This window comes from Enterococcus gilvus ATCC BAA-350, assembly GCF_000407545.1.
GTDB lineage: Bacteria > Bacillota > Bacilli > Lactobacillales > Enterococcaceae > Enterococcus_A > Enterococcus_A gilvus.
The window spans coordinates 1,462,352-1,479,092 of the sequence record NZ_ASWH01000001.1 but is presented as its reverse complement, the minus strand read 5'-3'; the positions used below and the strand labels follow the sequence as shown (position 1 = coordinate 1,479,092).

11 protein-coding genes and 1 other annotated feature are annotated in these 16,741 nt (G+C 39.1%); of the genes, 4 read left to right on the top strand and 7 right to left on the bottom strand.

Translation table 11 applies throughout. From position 1 onward, the window contains the following. Positions 1 to 112 precede the first annotated feature (112 nt). The 3 genes from I592_RS07325 to I592_RS07315 are packed head-to-tail and all read left to right on the top strand — an operon-like array spanning position 113 to position 3,175. Positions 113 to 1,570 carry an NAD(P)/FAD-dependent oxidoreductase gene (locus I592_RS07325; RefSeq protein WP_010780843.1) on the top strand — a complete coding sequence of 486 codons (1,458 nt, stop codon included), beginning with the start codon at positions 113 to 115 and terminating at the stop codon, positions 1,568 to 1,570. Further along, positions 1,563 to 2,825 carry an NAD(P)/FAD-dependent oxidoreductase gene (locus I592_RS07320; RefSeq protein ID WP_010780844.1) on the top strand — a complete coding sequence of 421 codons (1,263 nt, stop codon included), beginning with the start codon at positions 1,563 to 1,565 and terminating at the stop codon, positions 2,823 to 2,825. Before I592_RS07325 ends, I592_RS07320 begins: the two co-directional genes overlap by 8 nt. After that, positions 2,822 to 3,175 carry a DUF1667 domain-containing protein gene (locus I592_RS07315; RefSeq protein WP_010780845.1) on the top strand — a complete coding sequence of 118 codons (354 nt, stop codon included), beginning with the start codon at positions 2,822 to 2,824 and terminating at the stop codon, positions 3,173 to 3,175. The genes I592_RS07320 and I592_RS07315 overlap by 4 nt, the downstream gene beginning before the upstream one ends. A 62-nt stretch (positions 3,176 to 3,237) precedes the next feature. Here the strand turns inward: I592_RS07315 and pheT are convergent, their stop codons facing one another. The 6 genes from pheT to lepB form a co-directional block, all read right to left on the bottom strand. After that, positions 3,238 to 5,655, bottom strand: a complete 2,418-nt coding sequence (pheT, locus tag I592_RS07310; RefSeq protein ID WP_010780846.1) for a phenylalanine--tRNA ligase subunit beta — start codon at positions 5,653 to 5,655, stop codon at positions 3,238 to 3,240. A gap of 6 nt (positions 5,656 to 5,661) precedes the next feature. After that, complete coding sequence (pheS, locus tag I592_RS07305; RefSeq protein WP_010780847.1) at positions 5,662 to 6,705, bottom strand: phenylalanine--tRNA ligase subunit alpha; 1,044 nt, start codon at positions 6,703 to 6,705, stop codon at positions 5,662 to 5,664. 186 nt (positions 6,706 to 6,891) lie between these two features. Then, positions 6,892 to 7,091, bottom strand: a binding site (T-box leader). Between the two features lie 47 nt (positions 7,092 to 7,138). Then, on the bottom strand, positions 7,139 to 7,483 hold the full coding sequence (locus I592_RS07300) for a winged helix-turn-helix transcriptional regulator (protein ID WP_010780848.1): 345 nt from the start codon (positions 7,481 to 7,483) through the stop codon (positions 7,139 to 7,141). Positions 7,484 to 7,549: 66 nt separating this feature from the next. After that, positions 7,550 to 11,233, bottom strand: coding sequence for a helicase-exonuclease AddAB subunit AddA (addA, locus tag I592_RS07295; protein ID WP_010780849.1), 3,684 nt, complete (start codon positions 11,231 to 11,233; stop codon positions 7,550 to 7,552). After that, the gene (locus tag I592_RS07290; RefSeq protein WP_010780850.1) at positions 11,223 to 14,705 is read right to left on the bottom strand and encodes a PD-(D/E)XK nuclease family protein; all 3,483 of its coding nucleotides are present in this window, start codon (positions 14,703 to 14,705) and stop codon (positions 11,223 to 11,225) included. The genes addA and I592_RS07290 overlap by 11 nt, the downstream gene beginning before the upstream one ends. A gap of 115 nt (positions 14,706 to 14,820) precedes the next feature. After that, positions 14,821 to 15,363, bottom strand: a complete 543-nt coding sequence (lepB, locus tag I592_RS07285) for a signal peptidase I (RefSeq protein WP_010780851.1) — start codon at positions 15,361 to 15,363, stop codon at positions 14,821 to 14,823. Between the two features lie 179 nt (positions 15,364 to 15,542). Between lepB and I592_RS07280 the strand changes: the two genes are divergently transcribed. Next, on the top strand, positions 15,543 to 16,139 hold the full coding sequence (locus I592_RS07280) for a nitroreductase family protein (RefSeq protein ID WP_010780852.1): 597 nt from the start codon (positions 15,543 to 15,545) through the stop codon (positions 16,137 to 16,139). Between the two features lie 96 nt (positions 16,140 to 16,235). On the opposite strand, the gene I592_RS07275 is transcribed toward I592_RS07280, so the two are convergent. Then, entirely contained in the window at positions 16,236 to 16,730 is a 495-nt protein-coding gene (locus I592_RS07275) for a hypothetical protein (RefSeq protein ID WP_010780853.1), read from the bottom strand. Positions 16,731 to 16,741 lie beyond the last annotated feature (11 nt).

Here is a 16,741-nt window from a genome sequence, read left to right as displayed (position 1 = left end):
TAGAGATAAAAAGAGTATAGCAACAAACACCAACAAACATTGGTGCTTGTTCACTATACTCTTTTTTGTCGTACGTCAATTCGAATTAATAGACGATTTAGGAGGAAAATCTATGTATGATGTAATTGTAATCGGTTGCGGAATCGTTGGTGCCGCGACTGCCTATGAACTGAGTAAGTATTCCCTGAAGACATTAGTATTAGAGGCTGAAAATGATGTCAGCTTAGGCGCTACCAGAGCCAACAGCGCTATAATGCACGCGGGTTTTGACCCTGAACCAGGCTCTCTTATGGCAAAATTAAATGTTGAAGGCGCTGAACGCGCAAAAGAACTCTGTAAAAAGCTTTCTGTTCACTATGATCAAATCGGCTCACTTGTCGTTGCTTTTTCAGATGAAGAATTGTCTCTCGTCGAATTGCTTTATGAACGGGGCGTACAGAATGGCGTGCCCGGTTTAGAAGTATTGGATCAAAAAGCATTGTTAGAGAAGGAGCCAAATCTTTCCGAAAATGCATTAGGAGCATTGTTTGCTCCAACTGCCGCAATTGTTAATCCGTGGGAATTTTGTTTGGCATTAGCAGAAACTGCAGTAACTAACGGTGTAGAAATTGCACGAAATAACCGTGTGATGGCCATCGAAAAAAATCAAGCGGGTTACAAAATAACAACAAATCAAGGACAGTATCAAACAAAATATGTATTCAATGCCGCCGGTATCCATTCAGATGATATTCATACTATGATTGCTGCTCCTAATTTTGAAATTACTCCAAATCGCGGAGAGTATTATTTACTAGATAAATCAGAAGGATCGCTAGTCAACCATGTGATTTTCCAGTGCCCTTCTAGTGTTGGTAAAGGTGTTTTAATCAGCCCTACTGTTCATGGGAATTTAGTCGTCGGGCCGAATTCTGAAAAAATCTTTAAAGACGAACTGGATACTGGAAGAGATACCGGCAACACGGTCCAAGGTTTAAATTTTGTTGCGAATTTAGCAAAAAAATCGATTCCTGCTTTGAATTTGCGCCAATCTATTCGGAATTTTTCAGGCGTTCGAGCAAATAATTCTACAGATGATTTTGTTTTACAAGAAGCAGATTTTGGTTTTATTGATTTAGCTGGCATTAAGTCTCCTGGACTCACCTCTGCACCCGCAATTGCTGTTTATGGTATCTCGTTACTTGAAAAATCTGTTCAAAAAAAGTTTGATAAAAAACAATCATTTATAGATTCTCGTAAAAAAATTGTTTTCCAAGAACTCAGTCTCGATGAAAAAAATAGTCTTATTTCTGACAATAAAGACTATGGTCGAGTGATTTGCCGCTGCGAAACAATCACTGAGGGTGAAATCAGAGCTGCTGCTCACTCCCCTATTCCTCCCGTTTCAGTGGATGGAATCAAGCGCAGATGCAACGCTGGCATGGGACGCTGTCAGGGTGGCTTTTGTGGGCCAAGAGTGGTTGAAATCTTAGCAGATGAATTAAAAGAGTCTCTATTAGAAATCTTACAAGATCGTGAAGGCAGCTACCTCCTAGTAGAGGAAACGAAAGGTGGATACAAACATGCATGATTTGATTGTGATCGGCGGCGGTCCTGCTGGATTGGCTGCAGCCATGGCAGCTTATGAAAATGGGATCAATGATATTTTAATTATTGAGCGGGATCAACAATTAGGCGGTATCTTGAATCAATGTATTCATAACGGATTTGGTTTGCATTACTTCAAGGAAGAATTGACTGGACCTGAATATGCAGACCGTTTTATTAAAAAAATTCATCAAACAACTATTGAAGTCCTGTTGGATACGATGGTTCTAGAGGTTACTAAAGAGAAAGAAGTTCATATTGTCAATAAAGAAGCGGGTTATCAGATTTTGAAGTCAAAAGCAATCGTTTTCGCTATGGGTTGCCGTGAACGGACTCGCGGTGCAATAGGAATCGCTGGTAGCCGCCCTGCAGGCATTTTCACTGCGGGGGCCGCTCAGCGATATGTCAATATGGAGGGCTACCTCGTTGGGAAAAAAGTCATTATTTTAGGGTCAGGAGACATTGGACTGATCATGGCTCGAAGAATGACTTTAGAAGGTGCCGAGGTTTTAGCCTGTATTGAAGTGATGCCTTATTCCGGGGGATTAACTAGAAACATTGTCCAGTGCTTAGATGACTATGATATCCCCCTCTATCTCTCCCACACAATTACGGACATTCGTGGAAAAAGTCGTGTAGAACAAGTCGTTGTCGCCGAAGTAGATGAAAAACGACAGCCTATACCTGGTACGGAAAGAATTTTTGATTGCGATACAATTCTATTGTCTGTTGGATTGATTCCAGAGAACGAACTTAGCCGTGACGCCCAATTAGCGCTAGATTCAAAAACAAATGGTCCGTTTGTATATGAGAATATGGAAACCTCTGTTCCAGGAATTTTCGCATGTGGCAATGTCGTACATGTTCATGATCTCGTTGATTTTGTTACTGCTGAAAGCATAAGAGCAGGAAATTCAGCAGCTTCATTTATTTTGAATCACAAACAAAAAACAGAGACAATGCTTGCCGTGAAAAATGGTGCTCACGTAACCTATGTGGTACCACAACATATTCGTCAAGAAAATATTGATCGAAGAATTGAACTATTCTTCCGCGTCAATCAAGTATTTGACGACAGTCAAATTTTGGTAAAATCACAAGGTGAAATTATAGCAAAGCAGAAAAAAAGTTATATCGTTCCCGGTGAAATGGAAAAAATAAAATTATCGAGAAAAGTGTTAGACAAAGTTAAGAATGGAGAAATGGAAGTGTGCGTGGAGGAGGTGTCAAAAACATGAAGAATTTTATTTGCATTATGTGTCCAAAAGGTTGCCATTTAACGGTGGATGAATCCAACGATTATCAAGTTAGCGGCCATAGTTGCAATAAAGGCGTAAAGTATGGAAAAGCTGAAGCCACTCATCCTGTACGTGTGGTAACTTCCACTGTTGCTGTATATGACGGACACACTCGTCTCTGTTCTGTAAAAACGGCGGATGGGATACCAAAAAATGCTGTATTAACGGCGATGAAAGAAATAAACAACGTTCAATTAAAAGCCCCCGTTCAAATTGGTGACATTGCAATTGAGAACCTTTTAGGCACCGGTGTTGATGTCATTGTAACGAGTGAAGTACAAGCAAGCTAAACTGCTTTTTAAATACTGGTAAAAAAACAGCCCTCAAAGAAAACTTGAGGGCTGTTTATGTTTTAGCGAATAACGGCTTGTAATTTTTCTTCTAGCTTCTTCGTTACTTTATTCATGATACGGTTGATTTCTTCGTCAGTTAACGTTGCTTGAGGATCTACAAATGTTAAATTGTAGGCCATAGATTTTTTACCCGCCTCGATATTTGCGCCTTGATACACGTCGAATACTTGTAATTTTGTTAAGAATTTTCCTGCAGCAGCTTTAATTACTTCAGCAATCTCTGCATTTGTATTTGTTTCTTCTACTAGCATTGCGATATCTCGACTCACAGCCGGGTATTTAGATACTGCTTCCAAGACTAAAGGAGCTTTCTCAGTTTCTATCAAAGCTTCCAGATTTAGTTCAGCTACATATGCCGATTTTAATTCATAATTTGAGGCCATTTTAGGATGCACTTGACCGACAAACCCAATCAACGTTTCCCCTAAAAAGATACCCGCCGTTTGACCGGGATGCATTTCAGTCATTTGAATAGACTTATATGAAATTTCTTTTGTAAGTCCTAATCCTTCAATTAATTCTTCTACTTGCCCCTTCACCGCATAATAATCATACGACTCTGCGTTTCCTGACCAATTTTTATTAGTTACATTCCCTGTTACAGCAATTGCAACATGGTTTTCTTCAATCGGTAGATCTTTTTTAGGATCATTATTTTGATAGAAAACATGCCCAATCTCATAAAAAGCTACATCATTATTCTTACGAGCTACATTGTAAGCTAAATCTTCCAGCATTCCACTGATTAAATTTAGCCGCATAGTAGAACGTTCTTCACTCATTGGCCACGCTACACGCGTTACTTTGCTTTCCTTCAACAAGAATTGTTGGGCTTTCTCTTCCGTAGTCAGTGCATAACTAATAGCTTCAGTTAATCCAGCACCTTCTAAGAGACTTCTTACTTTTCTCGTAGCTTTTTGAGCGCCAGTTAAAAAGCCAGCAACAGTTTGCCCTTCTGGTAATGTCGAAGGCAAATTATTATACCCGTAGATACGTGCGATTTCTTCCATTAAATCTGCTTCAATCGTAATGTCCCAACGACGCGGAGGAACACTGACCGTTGTAACGCCGTTTTGTACGTTTGAATCGAAACCAAGTAAATGGAAAATAGTCGTGACTTGATCTTGAGTCAACTCTGTCCCTAAGAAGCGATTGACTTTCTCAAGTGTCGTGCTTACCTCAACGTTTTCAGGATGAACTTCACTGCCTTTGACTGCACCTTGAAGTACTTTTCCTCCTGCTAATTCCGCGATCATTGCTGCCGCTACTTCGCCAGCTAAACTGATTTCTCCTTGATTGATCCCTTTTTCAAAACGCATCGAAGCTTCACTTCGAAGATTATAGCTTTGTGAGGTGCGACGAACTAATGTATGATCAAACATTGCCATTTCCAACGCAACAGTAGTGGTTTCATCAGAAATTTCTGAATCCAACCCTCCCATGACACCAGCTAATGCGACAGGAATATCTCCGTTCGTGATGACAATGTTTTCTGAATTCAACGTCCGTTCTACGCCGTCTAACGTAGTTAATGGTTCATTTTCTTTTGCGCGACGAACCTTAATTTCTTTGCTGCCTAATTTGTCATAATCAAACGCATGCAATGGTTGACCAAACAACAGTAAGATATAATTCGTTACATCCACCACATTACTAATCGGGCGAATGCCTTCGTTCATCAAACGATTTTGCAGCCATTGTGGACTTGGACCAATTTTTACATCCTCAATAATGCGGATTTCATAGTGCGGCGCGTCTTTTGTGTCAGTCACTGAAACTTTGATTCGATCACTTGCTTTTTCAGATGCTTCTTTTAATTCTACAGCGGGAAAGTTCACTTTTTTATCGCAAATAGCCGCTACTTCATGTGCAACGCCGCGAATGCTCAAAGCATCTGCGCGATTAGGTGTGATTGACAAGTCGATAATTGTATCATCCATCTCCAAGTATGAAAAAACAGGTTCCCCTGCGATTGCATCAGATGGTAAATAATAAATACCTTCCGCATATTCTTTAGGAATCATGGAATCGCTATATCCTACTTCTTGTAAAGAACAAATCATCCCATTAGAAACTTGGCCGCGCATTTTTCCTTTTTTGATTTTCACATTTCCAGCGATACGAGATCCTGGCAATGCAACAATCACTTTAACACCCGCTTTAATATTTGGTGCGCCACAGACGATTTGAGACAACTCGTCTTCACCGATATCCACTTGGCAGACAGAAAGATGATCCGAATCAGGATGTGGAATGCATTCTTTGACATCACCGACAACAATCTTTTTCAGACCTTCTTCAGGTGATTCTAAACCTTCTACTTCAATTCCTGTCAATGAAAGACGATCAGCTAACTCTTTCGGTGCGACATCTTTCACATCGACATATTCATTTAACCATTTATATGACACTAACATTGTTACTTACTCCCCCTTGAATTGTTCCAAGAAACGAACATCGTTTAAATAGAAATTTCGAATATCATTGACTCCATAACGCAACATGGCAATTCGATCTGGACCTAACCCGAATGCAAAGCCAGAATATTCTTTTGAATCTATCCCTGACATTTCTAATACATCGGGATGAACCATGCCGGCACCTAGAATTTCAATCCAGCCAGTATATTTGCAGACGTTACATCCTTTTCCTCCGCATTTAAAGCAGCTGACGTCCACTTCAACAGAAGGCTCAGTAAATGGAAAGTAACTTGGCCGTAAACGAATTTTTCGATCTGCACCAAATAATTCTTTTAACAATACTTCCAAGGTTCCTTTCAGGTCACCCATCGTAATCCCTTTATCAACCACTAATCCTTCGATTTGATGGAACTGGTGGCTATGGGTCGCGTCGTCTGTATCGCGACGGAAAACTTTTCCTGGCGAGATCATGCGAAGCGCACCTTTAGAGAAATCGTGTTTTTCCATCGTGCGAGCTTGAACAGGCGAAGTATGGGTGCGTAGCAACACATCATCAGAAATATAAAAGGTATCTTGCATATCACGAGCAGGGTGATCTTTAGGCAAATTCATACGTTCAAAGTTATAATGATCAGATTCTATTTCTGTTCCTTCAACTACCTGGTACCCCATGCCGACAAATGTATCTTCGATTTCTTCCATAATTTGAGTTAATACGTGGCGCGTTCCATAAGAAACTTTTTTACCTGGTAAGGTTACGTCTAAAGATTCTGCTGCTAATTGCTTCTCTAGTGCACGCTCCGTCAAAATCGCTTTTCTTTCCTCAACGGCTTTCGTCAAAAGGTCTCGTATTTCATTAGCGAAGGCACCGACTTTCGGCCGCTCTTCGGCTGAAAGATCACGCATCCCTCTTAATACTTCCGTAATCGGTCCTTTTTTTCCTAACGTTTCAACACGAATCGTTTCCACATTGGAAAGTTCTTCAGCGGCATTGATTTTTTCTAACGTTTGGCTTTTTAGTTTTTCTAATTGCTCTTGTAAACTCATTGTTTTCTTCCTTTCCCTATTGCTTTAAAAGATAGACCTCAACGAATGATCTATCAAATTATAAATAAATTAAATGGACTCCTATCCCTGTCACGACTTAGTCTAATACCACATAGTGAAGAGCCGACAGTTTCTTTTCGCTTACGAGATATGAAGAGAAACTCGCAAAAAAAAGACCCCGTTCCACAAAGGAACGAGGTCTCGCGATACCATCCTAATTCGTCAACAAAACATAAGCTGACGCTCTCACTTTTTAACGGCTATGCCGGTCTTACGACAAGCTCCAGAAGTGAACTTCATCTTTTCTCTTCTTAGCCTGCTCACAGTCAACGACAGACATTCCCTTAAAGATCAAAAAGACTACTCTTTTCCATCAACGCTTTTTAAACTATTCAATTGACTATCCCAATACTACAAGAAATCAAAAAATTTATCAACTACATTCTGAGTCTGTAATCCATGTATCGCCCCACTGATGAATTTCCTTCATCACTGTTTTTAAAGCTTCGCCTTTTTTCGTCAGACAATAATCCATTCGTTTTTGACTTCCACAGGAGATCACTCGACCTACGATACCTTCTGCTTCTAACTCTTTTAACCGCTCAGTCAATACACGATCACTGACGTCTGGAATCATCGCAGCAATATCGACAAATCTTTGAGGTCCACCTTCTAACAATACATCAATAATCAAACCGTTCCATTTTTTGCCTAAAATTTGAAAACCTTTCTCAAATTTTGGACAGAGTGAAAAGTCCATTACTTCTACTTGTTCCATAATTCTCACCTCGATAGAGAGAGTATAGCACATCACTTACCTTTTATAAGTATAACTTGCCTAGCACTAAGGAGTTTTTAACAAATCAATTGCTTTGTCTCCTTGTAAGAAAATAAGGTATGCTGCTTTGACAGGTTTTTTCTTTGCTTTTTCAAGGGCTTCTTTGTATAAATTTAGCTGTCCGCGATAGCGAGTGAGCAATTGTCCTTCTCTTTCTGGCGTATAGTAGTCTGTTTTTAAATCATATAGAATCAATTTATCCTCAAACTCTAAATACCCATCAATAATCCCGTGGATCAAAATCTCGTCTTGATTTTGATAGTCTTGAAACAATTGATCTGCAGGCAGCAGCATCGCAAAGGGTTCCTCACGATGTAGCCGACTGGCATGCTGAATCACAAATTGCCCGATCTCTGATTCAAAGAAATTTTGGATACTTTCAACTGAAATTCTTTCGGCAATTTCATGTGTCAGCGTCTGACGAGAAACTAATTCATCAATCAACTCACGAATTGTATCACTTTCGGGAGCTTTATGAACAGGTAATAGCTGCATAATTAAATGCGTCGCTGTTCCAATTTCAGCAGCAGAGACTTCTCTTTTAGTTCCTAAAAATTTTGGTTCGCCTAGCTCTGTTTCAGTAAATCGGTACTGTGTAGGCGCAGTTTTCGTGGTCAAATCCAAAGGCTCTCGATTATCAGGGTCATCATATAAACGTTTCAGTTCAGAAACAGATTGATAACTTGTCGTTCGAGTTGCCTCGGGGTAAGGATATTCATAAATAAGCTTTGTCTTTATAGGCTGAACATTAATGGCGCCTTGCGGGATATCCAGTGTTTTAATTTCAGGAAGATAACTTTGAACCTCTTCGGCGATTTTTTGCGGATCTATAAAATCTATTTTAAAGACCGCTGGATGTTGTTTCAGAGCAACTGGATGCGTTACTGCATACTCTTTTTGATACTGCTCCATGATAGGATGCCTGAATAATGTGAGTCCTACCCATTCCAAGAAATTGCTTTTTTGACCGCTTCTAAGTCCGGCATCTAAAACGAGCGTGTCGTTCAATGCGCCTTTGCGCCATTCCTTAAACGCTGCTTCTTCATCGTCATAAGAACCTACTAAAAATAATTTTTGTTCCGCACGCGTAAGAGCAACATAAAGCTTTCTCATTTCTTCTGACAATAATTTATTCAAGTTCTTTTGCTTAACTGTTTGGAAAAGCAATGTATCCTTCCTAATTCTCACATCTGGCGTTAGTAATTTTACACCCAAACCCAATCGTTCATCGAAAACATAATTTTTACGAGTATCTTGCACATTGAAGCTTTTACTCATATCCATTAGGAATACAATCGGGAACTCCAACCCTTTACTTCCGTGGATCGTCATCACCCTTACCGCGTCTTGAAGCTCTTCAGTCGGCGGTTCACCGAGGTCTTTATCTTTCTCCTGCATCTTCTCAATAAATCGGATAAATTGATACAATCCGCGGAAGCTGCTTCGTTCATAATCTTTTGCTCGCTCAATCAGTGCTAATAAATTGGCGTGTCGTTGCTGACCAGCGGGCATTCCTAAAACATAATCCAAATAGGCTGTTTCATTGTAAATTTTTACTAGCAAATCCGCTAATGCTTCACGTCGAGCATATTCCCGCCAATCATTTAATTGCGAAATAAATAGTTCAAGTTTCTCAGCTACAGAATCCTCATTGTCTTCTATATATTTCTTTACTGCTTGATAGTACTCTTTTTGCGGAAGAACTAGTCGAATCTGTGCTAACTCCTCCTCTTGAAGTCCAACAATCGGCGATCGTAATACGGCGGCTAAAGGTATATCCTGATAGGGATTGTCAATAATTTGTAGTAAAGAAATCATCACTCTTAATTCCGTCGATTGAAAATAATTTTGAGTGTCGTTGATTGCTAACGGAATCCCTAACTGCTTAAATACTTCTAAGATTGTTAAATTATTACTTCTCGTTGGTGTTAACATGACGATGTCCTCATAACGGACAGGCCGCATCGCCTTTAATTTCTTATCGTAAATTTCAAATTTTCCGTCGATTAGTTGTCGAATCTTAGATGCTGTCATAAAAATCTCACCCATGGATTTATCTTCTATCCATTCTGGCACATCCCCATTTTTTTGATAGATCAATACTTCTGGTGAAAAAGTATCCGTTTCTGGAAATGCAGAAAATCCATTAATCAATTCCGCCTGTTTATCGTATTCTATTTGACCGACTTTTTGGTCCATCAGCTGCGTGAAGATTAAGTTCGTAAAATCAAGGACTTCTTTTCGGGAACGAAAATTTTCTGCTAATATAATTCTGCGTCCACCGTTTTCCTCAGCAAAATCATGATACTTTTCGATGAATAATGTCGGATCAGCTAAACGAAACCCATAGATGGATTGCTTCACATCGCCCACCATGAAAAGATTTCCTGGGAAATCCGAACTTAAGCAACGCAAGATTGTTTCTTGTAATTGATTAATATCTTGATATTCATCAACCAGGACTTCAGCAAACCGTTTCTGATAATATAGCTCTGCTGGTTTGTTTCCATCGACTTCTGCCTGCAAGATTTGTAAGGTAAAATGTTCAAGATCGTTGAAATCCAACATTCCTTTTTCACGTTTTTTAGCTGAATACTCATCAATAAAAAGTTTTTCCACTCGAACCAATTCTTCAACAATCGGCAGGGCTTCTAAAAGACGTGCTACCTGTTCTTCAGGTGAAACGGAAAAATACATCTCTTTGATTTTTGTCAAACCTTGCTTTGCTTGGTCACGATAGTTTTTACATTCGGCTATGACATCTCCATAAAGCTCCTTCACCTCTTTTTTTCTTGGAGAAGGGTATGCAGTAAATTTCATCATCTCAAATGTAGTGAATGCCTCATCCAGATGGCCTTCTGTCACTAGCTGCGCAATGCGTTTAGTTATCGCCCATTCTTTTTCTGCAAGTTCATGGATTTTTAATAGGTCTTCGGTTCCCTGACTAGCAGTGATCATCCATTGATACGTTTGTTCTATCTCTTTTAGAGTCTCTAAGACTTGCGGACAAATAACATTCTTAAATAAATCGGAATCAACGAGACTTTCCACTCGGTAATTATCTACTAACCCTTCCAACCATTCAAAAGGATTGGGATTTGCCCGGGCAAATTCGTACATGGAAAGAATCAAATCCTCTAATCCGCTATCACTTCGATCATTTGAAAAATTTTCAGTTAAACGATAAAAGATTTCCTGATTTTCTTCGTAAAACGTTTCCCGCAGCTCATCCCACACATCCTCTTTTAGTAAGATCGTTTCTGTATCGTCTGTCAGCATTCGGTAACTCGGATCTAGATCAATTAGATAGAAGAAACGCTGAATTACTTTAGAACAAAATGAATGCAGCGTTGAAATATTCGCCATCGGCAGTAACGTTAATTGCCGGGTAAAATGATTCTTTAAAGCTTGATCCGTTTCCTCGTTGATTGCTTCTTGCAGCGCAGTTTGGATACGCTCCTTCATTTCACTGGCCGCTGCTTCAGTAAATGTCACAACTAAAAGCTGGTCTAATGATAATTGTTGTCGTTTGATTTTCTCGATCACGCGACGGACCAGCACAGCAGTTTTTCCAGATCCAGCAGAGGCGGATACTAACAAGTTGGTTCCTTGGTCGTAAATCGCCTGCCACTGAGAATCGGTGTACATTTCGTTTGGCGCCTTTGGAGGGATAGGAAAATTAGTTGTCATGTAGTTCGTCCTCCATTCGTTTCAAAACTTCCTCTTTTGAGAGCTTCTCTAAGCGGTGGTAATTATTTTCTTTCAGCATGGCATCAAATTTACAAACACTGCGAAATGGACAATATTGACAAGCGATTCGTTGATTATCCTTGTAACTCGGATTTAATTTAATTTCTCCGGAAACAATCTGATTACCAGCCTTTTGGATTTTTTCTCGATTGTATTGTCGTAAAAGCTCCATTTCATCTAAGTCGTAAAACTTATCCTTAGATTGTGACACGATTACAGTTTGTCCATTTTTATCTTTTTTTATTGGGAACAATAAAGAATTTTCTTTTTCCAGCAAGCTCTGATCTAACTGATCATATAGCTCCGGCTCTTTTGCAAACAAGCCATCATATTGATAGGCTTTTAGCATATCTTTTTCGACATTTTTAGGATCCTTTAGAACAGGATTATGAACATGGAGGTAATAGGCCCCTGCTGGTTTTATTTGCTTGTCATTTGCCTGACTAAAATCGGTTACCGCTACATCCAAGTACGTAATCAATTGCAAGGCGATACCATAATAGGCATCTGCTACATTAAAACTATGCGGACTCGACTTATAGTCAATAACACTTAGCCAGTCACTTTCTTCACTGCTTAGTTGATCCAATCGGTCGATTTTCCCTCGGATCGAGACTTCACCACCATTTGAAAGAGGCAATTTAATTCCCGGAATTCCTTTTTCGCCACCGATAGAGCCAAAAACAACCTCGGTTTGTTGGGGTTCAAAACTTGTACGCATTCCTTGCTGAACCAATCCCCAACTGACTTTTTGTATCGTGCGTGACAATTGGTATCGAATGTAGTTCATTCGTGCTGAACTAGACAAAATTGCAAATTTTAACTCACCGAAAACGTCTTTCAATACTTGATCGGCTAATCGGTTACGCTCTGCTTCATTTAACTCTGCCAATCGAATTCCTTGTTCTTTTATCAAACGGAAAAAATGATCCAATGCTTCATGGTAGAAATCTCCCGCAGCTGCTGGAGTTAATCCGTATACTGTGCGCTCCTTTAAACCCAATCCAAAGTTCGCAAAATATTTATACTGACAGTTATAAAAGTTTTCAATCCGTGAAACTGAAACATAAAGATTCTTCCCATACAAGCGTTCGGCTGTTTCGGGAAGCAATGCACGCGGGACATTTAAATCTTGTAAGCTTTTAAAAACTCGTTGTGCCATTGGAGCGATGGTGCTATTTTGAATAAATTTTTGCAACTCTCTCCAAGCAGGCAGTAACGGACGATTTTCATCCTGTGCCATTCGATTGAGAGCAATAAGGTCAGAAAGCAGTGTTCGAATCGTTCCTAAATGGTTTTCAGGTAAACTCATCAATTGTAGGGATTCATTTTCTTTAATTGAAAGATGGAGGCCTTGGCTTAATTGCTTCAAAAAGGAAGAAACTTCTAACTTCTTCTCTCCGTCTACAGTAGTCGCTACACTCAAATAAAGCTTATCCGTTGCAGACAAAAAAACTGAATAGGCCAGAAAAGGTTCTCGATTTACTTTTGAGCTATTGCTTTCCGGTAAGAACTTTCCTTCAGGCAGGTTTTGATTAAAAGCAACACGTTCCTCAGCAGTCAAAAGACCCTTGTCATCAAAACGAGCTGGAAAATCATTGTTGTTTAAGCCAATAGCAAAAGTGACTTTCATCTGATCTACTCGCGCTAGTTCTAAATCGTTGACGCGAACTTGATCAATGGCGGTTGGAATCTTCCCATATGTCAGATTCATTAATCCTGCTAAAAAGATTTCCTGGAAAGTTTCCCACTCAAATGAATCGTGGCCGTAGATCAATACATACTCGTCCAAAAGATCTAGAAGCGCTTGCCATGTTTGCTCATGATTTCGAGCTTTATCAAGATTTCCTTTAGAAACTTCTTGGTCTCGCCAATACAACAATTGGCGTTTTACACCGCTGGCTTCCATGAAGTGATAAAAAATCGTGGCAGCTTCTACTCCGTTTTCAGCTTGTTTTATTTTCTTAAAAAAATCTGGGACGGTTTGTTGTACGGAACGGCGAACCTCATTTGTTGTTGACTCTAATTCCTTTGCATCCTTAAAAACCTCTGCTTCGAAATCGTAATCAACAAACTCCCAGTTTGCCTCTTTTGTCCACGCGCTGCCTCTAAAATTATAGGCCAAGCAAACATTTTCTGTTAAATCAATCATTTCCCTGTAGCGTTGTTGTTCAGCCAACCACGCGTCCTTCGCCCAATCGAATGGCGCGAACAGCTCTGTACGGAGCATTCGAAAAACATCGTTAATCCGATAATGGTAATTATCCATTAAAAAAAGAGCCTGTAAAAACTCGATTAACGGATGTGCCGCCATCTCTTGCGTCTCATCTAAATAAAACGGGACGTCCAATTTATTAAATACATCAGGCAAAACACTATTATAAAATTGCGGCTTGCGAAGCAAAATTTGAATATCGTTATAACGATACCCCTCTTCCCTGACTAATCGACGAATTTCTTCGCCAACTTTACGAATTTCATCGGCGATCGTGGCGTATTTAGTAATCTTTAGTTGATTCGTATGGGCTAAGTCGCTCGTTTTCTGATTTGCCCAAAACTCTCCTACTTGATTGAATACTGAAGTTTTTTTAAGACAAAATTGATCTGTACGAACGGGAATTTTTTGAATGTCTGCCTGACTCTTCAACTGATGATATGTTTTTCCAGGGTCCGCGAATAAATTCAAAGGATTCGGTTCTTCGTTAGGATATGGACGGTCAAGCTCTAACGAAACAAATAGCTCTCCACAAGTCATCAATGTAGTTAAAATAGTTAACTCTTGTGCATTAAATCGCGTAAACCCACTTACGATAAACAGGCAGTTTGACAAATTTTGACTCTCTAAATACGTATGCAGCAACTGTAGCGGGTCTTCGTTCGCTACATTGTATTCAAGCAATGCGTCCTCATACGCAGCAAATACTTTTTTCAGATCTTGTAATTTCAATACTTGATCTTGGTCGCTTCCACTTTCGGCTAAGTCCTCTACCGATAAATTTCCAATTTGCATCTCTTGATAAAAACTTGCCAATTGTTGAATAAATCCTGTTTTATTTACTTCTCCGCGAAAAATCGTTAATTCTTCTTGTTGTTCCTTCAGAATTTTTCGCAAAATCATTGCGTTTCCAGCTTCTGATAAAATATTTCCAGGAACCTGTCCATCTCGCTGTAAAAAATACCAAGCAAGTCGCTGGAAACTAAAAACTTGTGTGCGTATCGTACTGAATTCTGTTGTGTGGTTCCCCTTCTTCATAGCTGACAAGAGATGAATCTCTTGCTCAAATTTATTATAATTGGGGACTATGAAAAACACACGATTCTCTATATTTTGTTTTAACCAATCTTCCGCAGTTTGGACCATTCGTTCTACCGAATCGTTTTGACCAGCACCTAACAAAAATTGTAATGGCATCGTTATCGTTCCCCCTCTTTTCTTCAAGTGATGTTACTCGATTATTATAACAGTTCCGTCAAAAAGACGCATAATTGAAGATAAATAGTACGCAAAAAAAGACTAGCAAAAAATGCTAGTCTACAGTTCCAAATCGATTTAATGGCCAAAAAACAAACTTCACATCTGCCATGATGTTCTTCTCCTTGATCATTCCAATGATTCGGCTGTCTTTAGAGATGCGACGATTGTCTCCTAAAACGAATAATTCGCCTTCAGGAATTTTTTCGGAGCCATATAGGTCTTTTAAGTTAAAATCATAAGTCAGCGGTTGACTGTCTGTTAATTCACCTTTGTACTCATCCAAATAAGGTTCATCCGTTTTCTTTCCATTGATATAAAGCTGGTCATCCTTATATTCAATCGTATCGCCAGGCAAACCAATTACACGCTTAATATAATTTTTTCCTTCATCGTCAGGCGCTGGAAAAGTTACGATGTCAAAACGTTTGATCTCAGTGTTCTTTAGAGCAATCACGCGTTCGCCATCTGCTAATGTAGGGTCCATAGAATCCCCTTTAACAACGACAGGTGTAAAAACAAAATGTCGTAGTCCGATTAAAATCGCTGCTAAAATCAAAAAATAAATAATTGTCTTTACTGCCTCTTTTATATTCACTTACGAACCTCCATTCTAACGATCATAATAGTAGTTTATCATATTTGATTCATTTATCAGCAGTTATTCTTTAGCTAAAAAGTTTTTTATTTTTCTCAAGCATATTTCTTTCCTTACTTTTTGTAAGATGATAAAGTAATCATTGTTAACAAAGAAAAAAACAAAAAGGTGGAATTATTATGTCTCAATTTTTAGAATCATTAAAAGAACGTCGTTCACATTATGCATTAGGACGTGACGTTAAATTATCTGAAGAAGAAGTTACAGAAGTAATCAAAGATGCTATTAAAAACAGCCCAACGGCTTTTAACGCACAATCTCCTCGTGCAGTAATTCTTTTCGGTGATGCACATGAAAAATTGTGGAACATCGTTGAAGAAGCTTTGAAACCATTAACTCCTGCTGAAGTTTTCCCTAATACACAAGCAAAAATTGATGGCTTCAGAACAGCTTACGGTACCGTATTATTCTTTAAAGAAACAGATACTGTGAAGAATTTGCAAGAACAATTTGCACTATACGCTGATAACTTCCCAGATTGGGCAGAACAATCAAACGGGATTGCTACTGCAAATACATGGACTGCGTTAACTTCTGCAGGCCTTGGCGCAAACTTACAACATTACAATCCAGTTATCGATGACGCTGTTGCAGAAGAATGGGATATTCCTGCAAACTGGCAATTACGTTCACAATTGGTTTTCGGCTCTAAAGAAGGCGAAGCAAATGAAAAAGAATTTTTAGCTGATGACGAACGTTTCCGCGTTTTTCATTAATCTCTGAAATGAAGGTGTGATCATTTTTGATCATACCTTTTTTTATATTTAAACTGGCGAATAAAATGACAAAAAAAAGATGGCAACCGCCATCTTTTACTTTCCATTTTTATCTTGATCTTCTTTAGTCAATATCTCCAACGTACTGCCTTCACTAAGGTGTGTAGACAAGAAAACAACAAACTCTGTCAAAGAATAATCAAAAGTCAAAATCGGACCACGTCGATCCTTGCGAAAATAGTTAAGTTTTATCAATCCACTATCTTCTTGAAACAAAACGACACGCTCGATCTCATTCAATGGTATCCCACGATTATCTAAACTAAAAAGAAGTAACTGCTCTTCAGTAAACCCTCTTTTATCTAGCAGAAAACTCAGCATCACTAACGCGGCTAAGACAGTCTGAACACGACCATTAAAATCTTGCCAACTAGTAAAGCCAATCCACAAGATCAGCAGCGCTAAAAAAAGATAAAAAGGATATTGTCTACGTCGTTTAAAAACCGGAATAACGATATCTCTGCGAGCTATTAATAGGAATACATACAGAACGATCGTAAATATCCCCAGTAACACTGTAAATATATTCAAAAAAACCGCCT

Bases quoted from the DNA above. Each gene is read 5' to 3' on its own strand.
- pheT (WP_010780846.1), bottom strand. From the start codon at position 5,655: ATGTTAGTGTCATATAAATGGTTAAATGAATATGTCGATGTGAAAGAT.
- addA (WP_010780849.1), bottom strand. From the start codon at position 11,233: ATGACAACTAATTTTCCTATCCCTCCAAAGGCGCCAAACGAAATGTAC.
- I592_RS07320 (WP_010780844.1), top strand. From the start codon at position 1,563: ATGCATGATTTGATTGTGATCGGCGGCGGTCCTGCTGGATTGGCTGCA.
- I592_RS07280 (WP_010780852.1), top strand. From the start codon at position 15,543: ATGTCTCAATTTTTAGAATCATTAAAAGAACGTCGTTCACATTATGCA.
- I592_RS07325 (WP_010780843.1), top strand. From the start codon at position 113: ATGTATGATGTAATTGTAATCGGTTGCGGAATCGTTGGTGCCGCGACT.
- I592_RS07300 (WP_010780848.1), bottom strand. From the start codon at position 7,483: ATGGAACAAGTAGAAGTAATGGACTTTTCACTCTGTCCAAAATTTGAG.
- I592_RS07315 (WP_010780845.1), top strand. From the start codon at position 2,822: ATGAAGAATTTTATTTGCATTATGTGTCCAAAAGGTTGCCATTTAACG.
- pheS (WP_010780847.1), bottom strand. From the start codon at position 6,705: ATGAGTTTACAAGAGCAATTAGAAAAACTAAAAAGCCAAACGTTAGAA.
- I592_RS07290 (WP_010780850.1), bottom strand. From the start codon at position 14,705: ATGCCATTACAATTTTTGTTAGGTGCTGGTCAAAACGATTCGGTAGAA.